The following is a 14,398-nucleotide window of genomic DNA, read 5'->3' as shown; positions in this document are numbered from 1 at the left end:
CACGGGGGTAGCTGGGGGCCAGTTCAAAGCCGCTTCGTTCTTCTTCATCCGGCCACGTCCTTACGAAGCACTCACGGGCAGGGGGCGCGGTAAGGGGGTCCCACCTGCCGCTTCCGATCGTGAAGCTTTGGTGTCACGCCCTTTTTTCCCCACCACTGGTTGTAATCATACATGGACGGTGGAGAACCGATAGTGCGTGACTCCTGGGACAGGCCGCATCCTCCGGGAATCGGTGGTGGGCGGGGCGAGGTGTGGGCGCGCGCGTGCCCTTCCCGGCCCCGGAGGACAGGGCGGGCGGAAGGGCATGTCTCAGGTCTGTCTCAGGCCCGTGTCAGTGGCTCCCGAACACGAGGAGCCGGTTGTTGCCGTAGTCCGACACCACCACGTGGGGCCAGGCCAGGAGCACTCCACCCGGCTGGTTGAGGCTGTGAGCGCTCGGGGTGGTGCCCGTGGGTGGATCCCGCGTCTCCGCGTGGGTGAAGTCGCGCTGGCCGAGCACGGCGTCCGCTGGGGTTGCGTGGGTGGTGGGAAGCGCATTCCAGATCAGGACCCGGTGGTTCTGGCTGTCGGCCACGAAGAGTTGCAACCCGGTGGAGGCGACGGTGTAGGGCGTGTTCATCCCGGTCGAGGTGAGGGCCGGGGCGCGAGAGGCGAAGTCCGGCTGGCCCAGGACCACATCCGCGGGTTGACCGTGGGTGGTGGGGAAGCTGTTCCAGATGAGGACGCGGTTGTTGTAGCTGTCGGCCACCACGAGGCGGGTGCCGTCCGTCCACACGCCCGTGGGATTCCAGAGGGTGGTGGCGCCGGGGGTACTGTCCCGTGTGTCATTGTCGTCCGCGTCATTCTCGGTGCAGGAGGTGAAGTCCCGCTGCCCGAGGACGAGGTCCGGCGGAGCCCCATTCGTGGTGGGGAGGGTGTTCCACACGAGGACGCGGTTGTTGCCGCTGTCCGCCACGAGCAGCTTGCCCCGGCCGATGAACACGTCCTCCGGGAAGGCGAGCGAGGTTCGTGCGCACCCGAACGCGGTGGTGTCGAAGCCCGGCTGTCCGAGGACCCGCGCCGGCGTGGCCCCGGTGCTGGCGGGGAGCGAGGTGTGGAGGAGGACGCGGCTGTTGCGCGTGTCCGCCACCGCCAGCCAGGTGCCGTCACTGGAGAGGCCCTCCGGGTTGCCCAGGCCGCTCTGCCCGGTACCGGTTTCGGAGTCCGCGAAGTCCGCCTGCCCGAGGACGAAACCCGCGCTCGCACCGTCGGTCGCTGGCACTCCATTGAATCCGAGCACCCGGTTGGAGCCCGAGTCCGGGACGTAGAGCCGCCCTCCCGCGAGCGCCGGGTTGCCCAGGAGGTTGCGCAGGGTGTTGGCGCCGGTGGCCCCGCCCCGGTCCGGTGCCTTGCTGGTGAAGTCTGCCTGGCCGAGGACCCTGTTGGCGGCCTGGAAGGTGTCCAGCGCGTACCAGTAGACGCACCGGACCGAGATGCCCTCCACGTTGCCCGTCACCGTGCCGCTCCCGTCCGACACGCTGCAGCGCTGGTTCGAGGGCTGGGTGCGCACGGCCACCGAGTACGTGCTGCCCTTCGGCTGCTTCGTCGTGAAGGTGAAGCGGCCATTCGTGGTGACCCGGAGCGTCTCGCTACCCAGGCCCAGCTCGAGCGTCCCGTCCGGGCCCTCCACCGTGCCCCCGAGCGTGTACGTCTTCGTCCCGCAGCGCACCTGCACCGAGCTCACGTCCGCGCCGGCCACCTTCCCCGTTCCGCCCTCGACGGTGCAGTCCTGCTCGGCGGGCGCGCTGGTCACCGTCACCGCGTAGGTGCCCTCGTCCTTGACTCGGGTCTCGAACGTGAAGGGCCCGTCCGCGTCGCGGGCCAGCGTCTCCTGCCCGTTGAGCTGGAGGGTGATACCGCCCGAGAGCCCGCTGATCGTTCCTCCGATGCGGAACTCCTTCTCACCACACGCGGCCACCAGCATGGCCACACCCAAGAGACCGAGACGACCGATGCGCATGCCCCGGTTTATGTCACGGGCTCCGAGCGAGGGACAAGCGGACCCACCGCCGGCTCAGGGCATGTCCTGGCCGCGCGTCTTCCACCAGTTCTCGCCGTAGCTGATGCACAGCTGCTCGCCGGCCTCGATGTCACGCAGCGCGTAGAACGTGAAGACGTCCTTGGGCGCCGCCCCCTTCTGGAAGCCCCGGTAGTACGACACGTTGGGCTCCTGCGAGTGGTTGTAGATCATCCCGAACCCCATCACGATCGCCACCCACTCGCCGCCCTGGTCCTCCTCGTGTGGACCCCACTCGATGTTGAACACGTAGTCCGAGAGCGTCGAGTTGCGCACCGAGCGGAAGGGCACCTTGAGGTAGTGGCACTCCTCGAGGATGGTGCCCTCGGGGATGGGCTCGTCCGCGAAGACGCCGTAGCCCCACTCGCACGGTCGGACCTTCAAACCCGGATGAACGAAGAGCGGCTCACCTGCCTGCATCCTTGAGACCTTGTCGCGGTACCGGGGAAGGCGAATCCTGGCGAAGCAGGATTTTGGGGAAGACCTCTGCGCGGCCCGGCCCGTGCGCGTGTGCTACCACGAATGTGCGACTGCCTGGGGTCTGGTGTCCAGCGCACCTTGCCGACCGCAAGCCACAGCCTGTGGGTGGAGCGGGGGAGCCATGGCCAGCGCCGATTTCCTGTCCGGGGAAGCTTTCGAATCCGAGGGAGGCCTGGACGCCTTCCTGGAGAGCGACGAGTGGGCGGATGCCTTCGAGGAGATGGAGGCCTATGCCGAGGAGCTCGGGGATCTCGACGGGTTCGAGGAGGAGGCGGACGGATACTCCGAGATGTTCGCCGAGGAGGACCTCTTCGAGGAGGGGCTCGATGATCTGGACGGCTTCGAGGGCTTCGAACAGGACGAGGCCAGCGGGCTGTACCTGCCAGGCCAGGCCCCCCGCCTGGTGAGCGGGCCGGCGGCGGTGGTGCTCGCCCGGGGGCTCAACCCCTTCGTGCTCGAGTCCATGGACGCCGATGACGCCGAGGCCTTCTTCCGGCGCATCGCCCGGGGCGTCCGCGGCGCGGTGCGCACCGTGGGCCGTGTGGCCCGCACCGCCGGCCGTGTGGCGAGGACCGTGGGCCGGGTCGCCGCGCCCCTGCTGCGCCGGGCCGCGCCCCTGCTGCGCCGCGCCCTGCCCATCATCCAGCGCGTGGCGGGAGTCGCCGGGCCGTGGGGGCGGGTCATCTCCGCGGGCATCGGTGCCGCGCAGGGGCTGCTGGAAGGCCGCGGGCTGCGCGGTGCGCTGGCCGGCGCCGTGGGCGGGCTCGTTCCCGGCGTGGGGGGACGGATTGCCTCCTCCATCCTGGGCGCGGATGGGGCGGACGATGACGCCGCGCTGGACGCGCTCGCCGACATGGCGGACGCACGGCAGGTGCCTCCGGCCGTGGCTCTCCCCATGGGCGCGGGCCTCGCGGCGCGCGTGGTATGCCGACAGGCGGTGCGTCCGGGGACGCCGCTCGGTGCCGCCTCCCAGGGCGTGCTCCGCTCGCGCTCCCGCGCCACGGAGCAGACGCTGATGCGCGCCGCCCTCCAGGTGCCGGGGAGCGCCGGGCAGCGCCTGCGCCTCATGCGCGGCATCGCCCAGCGGGCCGCCCTGCAGCTGCGCCGCAGAGATCCCCAGCAGGCGTTGACCCTCATCCCCCGGGTGGTGCGGGCCGTATGCCGGCGGGTGCTCGCCCAGGCGGCCCACTCGCCGGGCCTCGGTGCCGTCGACCCGCGCACGGCCGCGCAGCGGGTGGCGGTCCGCCAGCAGGTCCTCCGCCGCGTGCCCGTCGCCCGGCTTGGCGCCGCCAGCATCCGCCAGGCGGTCCAGCAGGCCTAGGCCAGGTCCGGTCATTCCACCGCAGTTTCCCTGACGAGGAGGAGCATCGATGCAGCAGCAGCCTTTCGAGGAGGAGTTCTCGGACGGAGCGGACGGCATGTCCGACCTGATGGCCGAGGGGGAAGAGGGCATGGAGGAGGGCTTCGAGGGCGAGGGCTTCGAGGGTGAGGGCTTCGAGTCCGAGGGCTTCGAGGAAGAAGGTTTCGAGGGTGAAGGCTTCGAGGAGGAAGGCTTCGAGGCCGAGGGGCTCGAGGGCGAGGGCTTCGAGGAAGAAGGCTTCGAGGGCGAGGGCTTCGAAGGTGAAGGCTTCGAGGCCGACGAGGCCCAGGCGCTCGAGGACGCCTTCGCCCAGGCCATGGACTCGCAGGACGAGGACGAGTTCCTCCGGCGCCTGACGGGTGCCATCCGCCAGGTGTCCCGGGTGGCCGGCCCCACGCTGCGGCGCATCGGCCGGCGGGCGCTCCCCATCGGCATCCGGCTGCTGCGCCAGGCGGCGCCCCAGCTTGGCGGCGTCGCGGGCCAGGAGATCGGCCGCACCCTCGCCGGGCTGCTCCAGGCGGACGCCATGGATGCCTTCGCGGACGCGGCGGCGGACTACGCCAGCGACGAGGACCTGGATGCTTTCACCACGGTGCTCGGCGGGCTGGCGGCGCGCAACGTCGTCCGCTCCACCATCTCGCCCGCGCGCCGGGCCCAGCAGTCGCGTCAGGTGCGGCAGCTCGGCCGCGTGGTGGGCCGGATGACGACGCGCATCGCCCGGCAAATCGTCCAGCGCTACGGGGCCCGTGCGCTGCCCGCGGTGACGCGCATCGTGCGCCAGGTGACTCGCATGGTGCGTGAGCAGGGGGCCAGCCCGACGGCGGTGCCGCGCATGTTGCGCCGCGTGGGAAGCCGGGTCGTGCAGAGCCCTCGTGCGGTGCGGCGGTTGGCCCGGCCCAACCCGGCGGCGCGGCGGCTGCGCGCGCAGGCCGGTGTTCGTCGCCCCACCCGGCGGCCGCAGGGCCGTCCCGTGGGCGGCGGGTACGGGACCCGGCCTCGGGGCGGTCTGCGCACCGTCACCCTGCGTGGGCCGGTGCGCATCATCGTGAGGTGAGTGAGCGGAAGCGGGCGGAGGGAGAGGGGTGGTGCCCATGGCGGACGCGTTGAGCCAGTTCCTGCGGGCGAAGATCCGGAACATCGCCTTCCGGGCGGGGAGGTTGTGCTCCCTCACACCGCGCGAGGTGGGCATCCGGCCTCAAGACGTGCCCTATGCGCCCTCCGCCGCCCACTTCGCCGCCGCCAACGAGCGGCTGGGGGAGATCGACCGGTCCGTCCGCCACGCGCTCGCGCGTGTGGCCGAGGAGTCGGGCCGGCCCCGGCTCCGTCCCCAGCGGGTGTTGCGGAGCACGGCCCTCGTCGAGCGGGAGATCGACCGCGCCCGCCGTGCCTTTGGCCTCTTCTTCGACGTCTTCAGCCAGCGGGGGACGCGCTTCGCGCCGGCGCTGGCGGCCTGTGACGTCATCGCCGCGGACTGCTTCCAGGTGGTGCGGCGGACGGCGCCCGGGCTGCTCGGCCCGCCGCTGCTCAAGCCCATCACCTACCTGGAGCACAGCTTCTCGCCGGCCACCTTCCGGCGCGGGGTGTTGCTGCGCCGGTTGCTCGGCGAGCGCAATCCCTTCCCGCTCATCCGCGTCCCCTACGAGCGCATCGAGGCGCCCTGGGGCATGGGCGTCATCCTCCATGAAATCGGCCACAACCTGCAGGCGGACCTGGGCATCTGGAACGAGACGGAGCAGGCCCTGCAGCGCCGGGTGCTGGGCGTCACGCACGATCCCTGGCTCACGCGCGTGTGGGGGCGCTGGCACAAGGAGATCTTCGCGGACCTCGTGGCGTGCCTGCTGGGCGGGCCCGCGTCGGTCCAGTCCATGAAGGACTTCCTGGCCTACCCGCCCGCGCGGGTGCTGACCTTCCAGCCGCTGAGCGTGCACCCCACGCCGTACGTGCGGGTGCTCATCCAGGCGGAGATGCTGCGGCGGATGGGCTTCCCCGAGCGGGCGCGCACGGTGCGGGACAACTGGTTCCGGCTCTACAGCGGACACCTGGCGCGGGCGCGGATTCCCAGGCGGCTGCTGGAGACGGCCGCCCGGGTGATTCCCCACGTGGTGGACGAGGTGGCCTACCAACCCCGGCGCGGCCTGGCCCAGCACGCGCTCGTGGACGTGGTGCCCTTCACCCACGAGGACCAGCAGCGCATCCTCCAGGCCGCCCGGGGGCTCGGCCAGGGGCGCCTGCCCGCGGGGTTGCCGCCGCGCTTCGTGGTGAGTGCCAGCCGCGAGGCGCTCGAGCGGGGCCTGGCCTCGGCCCAGGACATCTCCAGGACGGTGCTGGAGAGGCTCGCACACCACGGCTCCCGGGACACGGTGATGCTGCCGCGTCCGGAGGCCTTCATCGCCGCATAGAGAGATTCAGGGGGACGGAAGATGTACGACAACACGAAGGGTCGCAGCGCCAACACATCTCTGGAGCTGGCGGCGACGGCGAAGACGAGATTCGAGGAGTTCCTGCGCCGGCAGTTGGGCGTATCGGATGCCACGGACCCCGAGGCGGTGGTGAGCGCGCTGCAGAAGCGCTACCCCGCGGCGGCGGCGCGCCTGGAGGAGGAGAAGCAGGGCGTCTCCATCCGCTTCAACACCCAGCCGGAGCTGCCGGTGGTGGGCATGGACGGCCTGGGCGCGACGGCGGGCGCGCAGCGGGCCGGCGAGGTGCGCGAGGCGCTGGCGGGAGACCTGGCCTGTGTCATGGCGCATCCCTCCAACCGCGACTTCAAGGGGGCGCTCGCCGGGTGGCGGGACGCGGTGCTGGCCGAGTGGGGCGAGGGCATGGACGCGGCCGTGCTGGGGGCGGACCCGTTGCGGCGCGACCGGGCCTTCTATTCGGTGCGCAAGCTGAGCGACTACGCCCGCGTGGCGCGCATGGTGGGCATCATCAACCCGGACCTGCGCCTGGAGTACCGGCGCCTGGCCACCACCCTGGATGAAGCCGGCATGGTGCTGCGCGTGCGCGTGGGCGAGGCGCTCTTCCGGGCGGGCTTCTCCGAGGGTGGCGCCATCTTCGAGGTGACGCTGCAGGACTTGCGGCGGCGGCGCGAGGCACTCATCTCCTCGCTCGAGCGCTTCACCTCCATCAGCACGGAGGACTCCGCGGACTGGGGCGACGGGGAGTCGTCCTACGGGAGACTGCTGACCGAGCTGGCGGCGCAGGGACAGCAGGATCTGCGCTCACTCGTCCAGCCCGAGGCCATGGCGCGGCTGCTGGACGTGCTGCTGGACCGGGTGGAGCAGCAGAGCCAGCCCGAGCTCCTCCACGAGCTGGCCGCCACGGCGCCCATCGAGCTCGTCCAGCTCAAGCGGCTGCGGGCCGTGGCCTCGGACATGCTGGCGGGGGTGGTGGGGCGTCCCGCGTCCCGGGCCGCCTCCGCGCCGCTGAGCGCCTTCGTCCAGGCGCTGCACCTCTTCATCACGGCATTCGCCTCGCCGGGGGCCAACAACCGTCTGTTGGACCTCGCCATTCCCTTCCCGTTCGCGGTGGCGCAGATCGGCCGTCCGGACCCCGAGGGGCGCGAGGCGGTGCGTGTGCTCATCCAGCAGCGCTTCGAGATCGCCACCAAGCTGGAGGCCCTCTACTCGGATCCGAACTTCGATCCGCTGGACTGGGATTGGTCCGTGAAGCTCGACCGGGTGCTCTACGACCTGGACCGGGCCATCGACCTGTACCTGCTGGGCAGCGGTCTGCCGGAGGTCCCGGGTCCCGAGGAGCTCCGCGCGTCCCTCTATGGACAGGTGCTCGACCACCTGGCGAAGTCCGGGGTGCTGACAGCCCCCCCGGCGACGACGCTCCGGGCGAGGCCGAGGGCTGGAGCCCAGCCGGAGCTCCTGGCCGCGATGGATGACACGGCCCAGCAGCTCCAGGGCCAGCTCACGACGCTGGCCGCGGAACTGCTCGGCACCTCCAAGGGCACCTTCAAGAAGCGCAAGCCGTTGCCGGTGGCCGATCCGGATCAGTTCCTGGTGGAGCAGCGTTCCCTGGAGGCCGAGTGGAAGGCGCTGGCCCTGCAGCTGTCTCCCCCCAATCCGAGCCGGGCGGCGCTGCTGGAGGTGACGGATTCGCTCTACGACTTCGCGAGAACCACCGCGCTGTCGGACCTCAACCGAGCCCCGGAGGTGCCGGACGACCCGCGCATCTCGTTGATCCGGATCGCGGACGCGGAGGAGTTGAGGGCATCGCCGTTCAGGCCCAAGCCCGAGCCGCCGGGCCCTTCCGTCCCACCGGGTGGCGGAGGGGACAGCAAGCCTCCGACCACGGGGCCCGGAGATACTTCGGGTGGAGGGTCGTGGAAGGTGCCGCCGGCCGTCAGCGCATCCTCGTCCCAGGAGGAGCTCGAGCGCTGCAAGCAGGAGCTCTCCCAGGCGCAGGAGCGGCTCGCGCAGGCTCAGCAGGCGCATGAGCGGGCCGAGCAGTCCCTGCTGGCACTCCAGAGCGAGCCTCCGAAACCCTCGCGGAGGAGGGGCCGCCCACAGGGTCCCCGGGGGAAGGGAAAGAAGCAGGCGACGGGGGCCCGGCACGGCGTCGGCGCGGGTCCCCTCAAGCACTGACAGGGGCCTCTCATCCGTCAACGCGAAAGAATCAGGTGACACGCCATGAGTCTCGGCACATCCGAAGCCCTTCAACGTCTCTTCGCGCAGTGGAAGCGCGACGTCCTCACCCAGGTCCCGCCCGAGCAGCGGGAAGCGCTGCAGCGGCAGCTCCAGCAACGCGAGGAGGAGCTGCTCGCCCGCGCGGCGGACGGCAACACCGCGTCGCTCTTCTCCGACCTCATCGGTCTGGGCAAGGGCGGGCCGCCGTCCTTCGACAACATCAGCAAGCCGGTGCTCGTCCAGGACTTCGACGAGTCCGTCATCCAGACGCAGCTCCACGCGGCGTCGGAGCTCTATTACATCTACCAGCACGAGCGGATGAAGGTGTTCCAGGTGGCGGGGGTGCTGCTGCGCCTCTTCCACGAAGGCCGCATGAAGATTCAGCGAGGGCCGGGTGCCCGGGCGCTGTACCTGCTCGAGAAGCACCAGCCGCTGCGCTACAAGCCGCGCGACCGGCAGCTCGCGTACCGGCGTGCCTTCAACTACGGGCGGCTGACGGCACCTCGGGGCGCGGTGGTGTTCCGCAACTTCCACCGCGAGTTCGTCGCCTTCGTGGCCGCCATCGCCCAGTACTTCCGCGACCTGCTGATTGGCGAGGTCATCCGCGGCTCACAGACGCTCAATGAGCGGCCCTTCGCCAGCCAGGCCACCATCCAGCGCCTGGGCACGGACATGCGGTGGCAGCTGGACCGTGCCACCTATGGCAACATCCTGGCCCTCACGGTGGAAGTGGGCGAGTACCTGAAGACGATCCTCGACACGCTAGAGTCGCCGGACATCAAGAAGTCCTTCGACGCCAACACCAAGTGGGACGTCATCGAGGTCGTCTCCAACCGCTACCTGGGCGGGACGGGCGAAATCTCCCAGCGCTCGAAGATGGCGGATGCGGGGCGGCTGCTGCTCAACTTCGTGGCGGACAACCCGTTCAAGACGCGCGACTTCCACGACTTCCAGACGGAGGTGTCGCCGCTGGGCCCGGTGGCCGAGGAGTGGATCGCCGCGTACCGTATGACGCCCGAGGGAGCCTCCTTCCGCGGGGTGACACCGACGCTGCGCAAGACGCTCGGTCTGCCGAGCGCCGCCGCCGCGCTCCAGGCCGCTCCGTGACCTTCACCCCAGCCAGGGACTCCCACCATGGACATCGCGCAATTTCCCGTCATCGAGCCCGGCACCCGCGCTCGGGGTGAGCCACGCACCAACGTGGACCGGCTGGTGGCAGTGGCGGTGGCGGGCCAGGTGGCCCACCCCATCGTGAGGGCGACGCCCTACCGCATCGGGCGGGACGGGGTGCTGCGCCTGGTGCCGGGCAGCGGCGGCATCGTGCTCAACCGGCGCGTGGGAGACCGGGCGGTGGGGCTCGCGGGCGACCACGTGGAGGCGGGCGTGTCGCTCCACAACAACGGCCGCGAGGTGGTGGGCCCCCGCGACGGCCCCAACCGGGCGCTGATGTTCTACTCGTGCGTGGGCAACCGGGCGCGGGTGATGTCCGGGGCCGCCGCGGGCGCGGTGGGCTCGGTGGTGGGCAAGCACGGGGGCATCAACCACGTCATCGTGGACTTCGCGCCGGACGTGAAGCAGCGGCTCGGCATCGGGGACCGCATCCAGATCGACGGGTACGGCCAGGGGCTGTCGCTGCCGGACTACCCGGACGTGCGCGCGCTCAACCTGTCACCGCGGCTGTTGCGGCGCTGGGGCGTGAGCGCCGAGGGCCGCCGGCTGCACATCCCCATCACCCATATCGTCCCGTCGCAGCTCATGGGCTCCGGCCTGGGGCGCTCCGAGGGCGTGTTGGGGGACCTGGACATCCAGCTCTCGGACGCGGGGCTGGTCCGCCGCTTCCGGCTGGGCTCGCTGCGGCTGGGGGACCTGGTGGCCATCTGCCCGCTGGACTACAGCTTCGGTCCCACGCGGCGCCCGGACGCGGTGACGGTGGGCGTAGTGGTGCACACCGACAGCCAGGTGGCGGGACACGGCCCGGGGGTGACGCCCCTGCTGATGGGGCCGAGGTCGCGCTTCCACCTCGTGCGCGAGCCCGGGGCCAACCTCGCGCGGGTCCTGGGATTGCGGCGGGACTTGCCCCACTGAGGGTGCTCACCGCCGTTCCGGCGTGGACCCGAAGCAGCGCGACACCATGGCCGCGCGGGTGTCCACGCCGAGCTTGGCGAAGATGCGCCGCAGGTGCGCGGAGACCGTCCACACGCTGATTGACAGCGCGGAGGCGATCTCCTTGTTCACCCGGCCCGCGGCCACCAGCGAGACGATCTGAAGCTCACGTGTGGTGAGGAGGCCGGACGCGGGCGGTGTGGTCGGGGCCTCGGTGGGAGCGGGGACGAGGTGGTAGCGGCGGCCCTCGAGGATGAGCTCTCCGGCCGGACCCTGGGCGCTCTCCGGCGGGAGCGCACCGGACGGCTCCGGGAGGATGAGCAGCACGTGGCTTCCGGGAGTCAGCGGTGGACGCATGGGACGCTCTGGACGGACTACGGGACCGGTGTCACGGCCAGCTCGGGAGATGACAGGAGCCGCCTCACCTCGGAGGCCTCGCGGGAGCGGCCGGCGGACTGGAGCGAGGAGGCGAAACGGTGTCCGGCTCGCTCAACGCCGCCGGTCTTGCCCGCCTCTTCCCGGGCGAGCGCCGCGAACCGCGTGGCTCCCCGGCGGCCCAGCCGCAGCTCCGCGTGCAGCAGCAGGGCGAGCGCGCGCGGCGTGGGGAACAGCTCTCCAGCGGGAGCCGGGGACTCCGTGCCGCGTTCCGCCTGGGTGAGCGCGGGGTGGAGCGAGTGCTCGATGATGCACTCGAGCTGCGCGAGCTGCGCACTTCGCTCCCGGCCCGCCCGGGCGAGCGCCGCGAACAGCCGCACGTCATCCGAGAGGAGCGCCAGTGCCTCGTGCCCGCCCACCGGTTGTCCCTCCGTGTCCAGGACGGACAGGGCAGGTGGCTCCTGGCCCTCCTCGACGGCGTCGATGCCCAACCTGCCGAGGCTCGCCTCGAAGGAGGTGGGGTCGCGCCGCTTCCAGCGCGCCAGGGCCCGGACGAGCGCCTCGCCCGAGAGCGGCCACGCACCCCAGCTCGGCCCATCCCCGCCGGGGTGGTCACCATCCACCGCGTCGAAGGGCGAGCCGAACCACGCGAGGACGAACTCCAGCGCGAGCGCCTGGGCCCCGGTCAGCCCCAGTCGCACCATCTCCTCGCGAGAGGGAGCACATGGTCCTCGCACGGCCACGGTTCCCCGGTGGAGGAGCCGCTCCTGTTTGCGCCCGAGCACCACCTGGACGTCGTCCCATGGGAAGGTGACCAGGGGACCGTGGACGCGAATCTCCGCGCGGGCGGCGCTTGCGGCCTTGCCCCTCTCCGGCTCCCTCGCTGGAGCCGCTCTCGTCCTGGGCTCTCGAGGGGGGACGGCCCTGGAAGGGGCGGCCTGGGGGACCTCGGAGGGTTCCAGCTCGGGCTGCTCGGGCACCTTCAGCCTGGGAGGCGCGGGTTCCTCCTCGAGGGGCGGCAGTGGCTGCTCAGGGCTGGCGCGGTTGGGCGGGCCCGGCGTTCCCGAGCGCGTCTCCGACCAGGGGTCCTCGCGCTCCAGGTCGGAGACCCATCGCTCCAGGAGGGCTTCGATGCCTCGGGACGAGACAGGGGGACGCGCGCGCTTGCGCTCGGAGTCGTGGGCGGACACGGCGAACCTCCACCGGAGAGGGAACGTTCGCCGAACGTAGGGTGTCGCTGACGGACGGCATCCTGCCCCGGAGGGGGGAGGTGGAGTTGACCTCCAGAGGATTGCCGCGTGGCGGCATGAGCCGCTCTCGAAAGGAGGATGGCCGCAGGGCGCAACCGTGGCCAGCCCCCCATTCGGGGTAGTGCTCCGGGGAGCCGTGCGCCCCCATCTGAGATCCGACACTCAAGGTTATTTCCGACCATGCCCTCCGTGCAATAAGTTCTCGTGTTGGCGGATTAGTCTGCCTTTCCCGGGAACCGGAGAGGTCCGGTTCAGGAAGCCCCCCCCCACAAGAAGCACCAGCGCCGAGGAGAAGCGTATGGGAATGACGAAGTTCGGAACGGTCGCCGTGTGGCTCGCATGTGCCGCACCCGCGTTCGCGGAAGCCCCCCCGACGGACAAGGAGGTATGGATCACCATCGGCACGGACGCGCTGCCGACGGTGCGCTCGTCGTTCAAGAGCCTGGGAGTGGAGCTGCCGGAATCGGCTCGTGAGAAGGGCGGCGTGGCGGCGCTGCGCATCCGCGAGTCGCAGATCGAGAAGCTCGCGGGCGTGATGCACGACAAGCTCAACCGGTGCGCGGGCTTCCTCACCCACGACTCGGAGGAGAAGGCCCTGGCGGAAGTGGAGCGCGTGAGCGCCCCGCAGCAGTCCCTGGCGTCACTCATCACCTACAACATCAACAACGGTCCGTCGGTGAACGCGATGTTGGGCGGAGTGCAGGAGCTCAACATCCGCAACACCATCAACTCGCTGTCGACGAACTGGACGACGCGCCGCTACAACGTGCAGACGGGCGCGGATGCGGCCAACTGGTTGAAGACCCAGTGGACGACGATCGCCAACGGGCGCACCGACATCTCGGTGGCTCTCTTCACGCACACCTGGCTGCAGCCGTCCGTCATCGCCACCATCACGGGCACCACGCTGCCCAACGAGGTGGTGGTGCTCGGCGGGCACCTGGACTCCATCAACCAGAGCAGCTCCACCGGCGCCGCGCCGGGCGCGGACGATGACGCCTCGGGCGTGGCCTCGATCACCGAGGCCTTCCGGGTGGCCGTGGCCAATGGCTACAAGCCGGCGCGCACGGTGAAGTTCATGGCCTACGCTGGCGAGGAGGTGGGCCTGTACGGCTCGGACGCCATCGCCAAGTGGCACAGCACCAACGCGGTGAACGTGGTGGGCGTGCTGCAGCTGGACATGACCAACTACAAGGGCTCCAGCTACGACTTCGGCCTGGTGACGGACAACACCAACGCCTCGCTGAACGCCCTCACCGTCAACCTCATCTCCACGTACCTGCCGGCGGGGACGACCTACACCAACATCACCTGCGGTTACGCGTGCTCGGACCATGCCTCGTGGAACAAGTACGGCTTCCCGTCCACGATGCCCTTCGAGGCGACGATGACGACGGACAACCCGAAGATCCACACCACGGGCGACACCCTGTCGTTCATGGGCGGCAACGCGAACAACTCGGTGAAGTTCGCCCAGCTCGCGGTGGCCTTCCTGGGTGAGGTGGCCAAGGGCGCGACGACGGGCAACACCCCGCCGCCGACGGGCGGAGGCTCGGGTGGCGGCACCATCAACACCGCCACCTTCGACGCGACGCTCAAGGCGCCCAAGTGCGCCGCGGCGGGCGCGGGCTGCGACTCGGGCGCGCTGCTCACCGGCCGCGCCGCCCTGGGTCCCGAGGTGAACAAGCCCAACACCATCAACGCCACCTGCGCGGATGGCACCTCGGGCGCCTACCAGTCCGACGAATCGAACGAGCGTCTCAAGATCAGCACCACGGACGGGACGAACCTGGCCGCGGGCAAGCAGGTGACGATCGAGGCCACGGTGTGGTCCTACTCCGCCTCGACGGACAAGCTGGACCTGTACTACGCGGCGAATGCCAACAGCCCGACGTGGACGCTCATCGGCACGTACAGCCCGAGCGGCACCGGGTCGCAGACGATCTCCGCCACGTACACGCTGCCCACGGGGAGCCTGCAGGCCATCCGCGCGAACTTCCGCTACAACGGCATGGCGTCCCCGTGCAGCTCGGGCGGGTACGACGACCACGACGACCTGGTCTTCTCGGTGCAGTGAGCCAGGAGCCCCTCTCCACTCGTGAGAGGGCCGGGGTGAGCGAGGTGCTCGCCCCGGGTTGAG

The 14,398-nt window shown here is 70.8% G+C and carries 11 protein-coding genes; 7 read left to right on the top strand and 4 right to left on the bottom strand.

Annotated features, from left to right (window positions below):
* Nucleotides 1-331: 331 nt before the first annotated feature.
* Nucleotides 332-1,999: an NHL repeat-containing protein gene (locus tag DAT35_RS24205; RefSeq protein ID WP_108069502.1), complete on the bottom strand. Its 1,668-nt coding sequence runs from the start codon at nucleotides 1,997-1,999 to the stop codon at nucleotides 332-334.
* Between the two features lie 54 nt (nucleotides 2,000-2,053).
* Complete coding sequence (locus tag DAT35_RS24200; RefSeq protein ID WP_108069501.1) at nucleotides 2,054-2,476, bottom strand: SET domain-containing protein-lysine N-methyltransferase; 423 nt, start codon at nucleotides 2,474-2,476, stop codon at nucleotides 2,054-2,056.
* Nucleotides 2,477-2,657: 181 nt separating this feature from the next.
* Between DAT35_RS24200 and DAT35_RS24195 the strand changes: the two genes are divergently transcribed.
* From DAT35_RS24195 to DAT35_RS24170, 6 genes are read left to right on the top strand one after another with little or no spacing between them, the layout of a single operon-like run.
* Complete coding sequence (locus DAT35_RS24195; protein ID WP_108069500.1) at nucleotides 2,658-3,857, top strand: hypothetical protein; 1,200 nt, start codon at nucleotides 2,658-2,660, stop codon at nucleotides 3,855-3,857.
* Between the two features lie 49 nt (nucleotides 3,858-3,906).
* The gene (locus DAT35_RS24190) at nucleotides 3,907-4,950 is read left to right on the top strand and encodes a hypothetical protein (protein ID WP_108069499.1); all 1,044 of its coding nucleotides are present in this window, start codon (nucleotides 3,907-3,909) and stop codon (nucleotides 4,948-4,950) included.
* A 37-nt stretch (nucleotides 4,951-4,987) separates the two neighbouring features.
* Complete coding sequence (locus DAT35_RS24185; RefSeq protein ID WP_108069736.1) at nucleotides 4,988-6,295, top strand: hypothetical protein; 1,308 nt, start codon at nucleotides 4,988-4,990, stop codon at nucleotides 6,293-6,295.
* 21 nt (nucleotides 6,296-6,316) lie between these two features.
* Nucleotides 6,317-8,488, top strand: a complete 2,172-nt coding sequence (locus tag DAT35_RS24180; RefSeq protein ID WP_108069498.1) for a hypothetical protein — start codon at nucleotides 6,317-6,319, stop codon at nucleotides 8,486-8,488.
* 45 nt (nucleotides 8,489-8,533) lie between these two features.
* Nucleotides 8,534-9,637, top strand: a complete 1,104-nt coding sequence (locus tag DAT35_RS24175; protein ID WP_108069497.1) for a hypothetical protein — start codon at nucleotides 8,534-8,536, stop codon at nucleotides 9,635-9,637.
* A 27-nt stretch (nucleotides 9,638-9,664) separates the two neighbouring features.
* Nucleotides 9,665-10,615 carry a DUF4438 domain-containing protein gene (locus DAT35_RS24170; RefSeq protein WP_108069496.1) on the top strand — a complete coding sequence of 317 codons (951 nt, stop codon included), beginning with the start codon at nucleotides 9,665-9,667 and terminating at the stop codon, nucleotides 10,613-10,615.
* 6 nt (nucleotides 10,616-10,621) lie between these two features.
* Here DAT35_RS24170 and DAT35_RS24165 read toward each other — a convergent pair whose 3' ends face one another.
* Both DAT35_RS24165 and DAT35_RS24160 read right to left on the bottom strand, forming a co-directional pair.
* Nucleotides 10,622-10,990: a LuxR C-terminal-related transcriptional regulator gene (locus DAT35_RS24165; RefSeq protein ID WP_108069495.1), complete on the bottom strand. Its 369-nt coding sequence runs from the start codon at nucleotides 10,988-10,990 to the stop codon at nucleotides 10,622-10,624.
* A gap of 17 nt (nucleotides 10,991-11,007) precedes the next feature.
* The gene (locus tag DAT35_RS24160; protein ID WP_108069494.1) at nucleotides 11,008-12,198 is read right to left on the bottom strand and encodes a hypothetical protein; all 1,191 of its coding nucleotides are present in this window, start codon (nucleotides 12,196-12,198) and stop codon (nucleotides 11,008-11,010) included.
* Nucleotides 12,199-12,562: 364 nt separating this feature from the next.
* Here DAT35_RS24160 and DAT35_RS24155 point away from each other — a divergent pair, with 364 nt between their 5' ends.
* Nucleotides 12,563-14,335 (top strand): M20/M25/M40 family metallo-hydrolase, encoded by a 1,773-nt coding sequence (locus DAT35_RS24155; RefSeq protein ID WP_369946020.1) that lies wholly within the window; start codon nucleotides 12,563-12,565, stop codon nucleotides 14,333-14,335.
* Nucleotides 14,336-14,398: the final 63 nt, after the last annotated feature.

The sequence above is a fragment of the Vitiosangium sp. GDMCC 1.1324 genome (assembly GCF_003044305.1).
Classification (GTDB): Bacteria; Myxococcota; Myxococcia; order Myxococcales; family Myxococcaceae; genus Archangium.
The sequence above is the reverse complement of the archived record's forward strand: the minus strand, read 5'-3'. Positions and strand labels throughout refer to the sequence as shown.

What these genes read in the sequence shown, in the direction of transcription:
- DAT35_RS24185 (WP_108069736.1), top strand. Translation starts at nt 4,988, where the DNA reads ATGGCGGACGCGTTGAGCCAGTTCCTGCGGGCGAAGATCCGGAACATC.
- DAT35_RS24190 (WP_108069499.1), top strand. Translation starts at nt 3,907, where the DNA reads ATGCAGCAGCAGCCTTTCGAGGAGGAGTTCTCGGACGGAGCGGACGGC.
- DAT35_RS24180 (WP_108069498.1), top strand. Translation starts at nt 6,317, where the DNA reads ATGTACGACAACACGAAGGGTCGCAGCGCCAACACATCTCTGGAGCTG.
- DAT35_RS24165 (WP_108069495.1), bottom strand. Translation starts at nt 10,990, where the DNA reads ATGCGTCCACCGCTGACTCCCGGAAGCCACGTGCTGCTCATCCTCCCG.
- DAT35_RS24205 (WP_108069502.1), bottom strand. Translation starts at nt 1,999, where the DNA reads ATGCGCATCGGTCGTCTCGGTCTCTTGGGTGTGGCCATGCTGGTGGCC.
- DAT35_RS24175 (WP_108069497.1), top strand. Translation starts at nt 8,534, where the DNA reads ATGAGTCTCGGCACATCCGAAGCCCTTCAACGTCTCTTCGCGCAGTGG.
- DAT35_RS24200 (WP_108069501.1), bottom strand. Translation starts at nt 2,476, where the DNA reads ATGCAGGCAGGTGAGCCGCTCTTCGTTCATCCGGGTTTGAAGGTCCGA.
- DAT35_RS24195 (WP_108069500.1), top strand. Translation starts at nt 2,658, where the DNA reads ATGGCCAGCGCCGATTTCCTGTCCGGGGAAGCTTTCGAATCCGAGGGA.
- DAT35_RS24170 (WP_108069496.1), top strand. Translation starts at nt 9,665, where the DNA reads ATGGACATCGCGCAATTTCCCGTCATCGAGCCCGGCACCCGCGCTCGG.
- DAT35_RS24155 (WP_369946020.1), top strand. Translation starts at nt 12,563, where the DNA reads ATGACGAAGTTCGGAACGGTCGCCGTGTGGCTCGCATGTGCCGCACCC.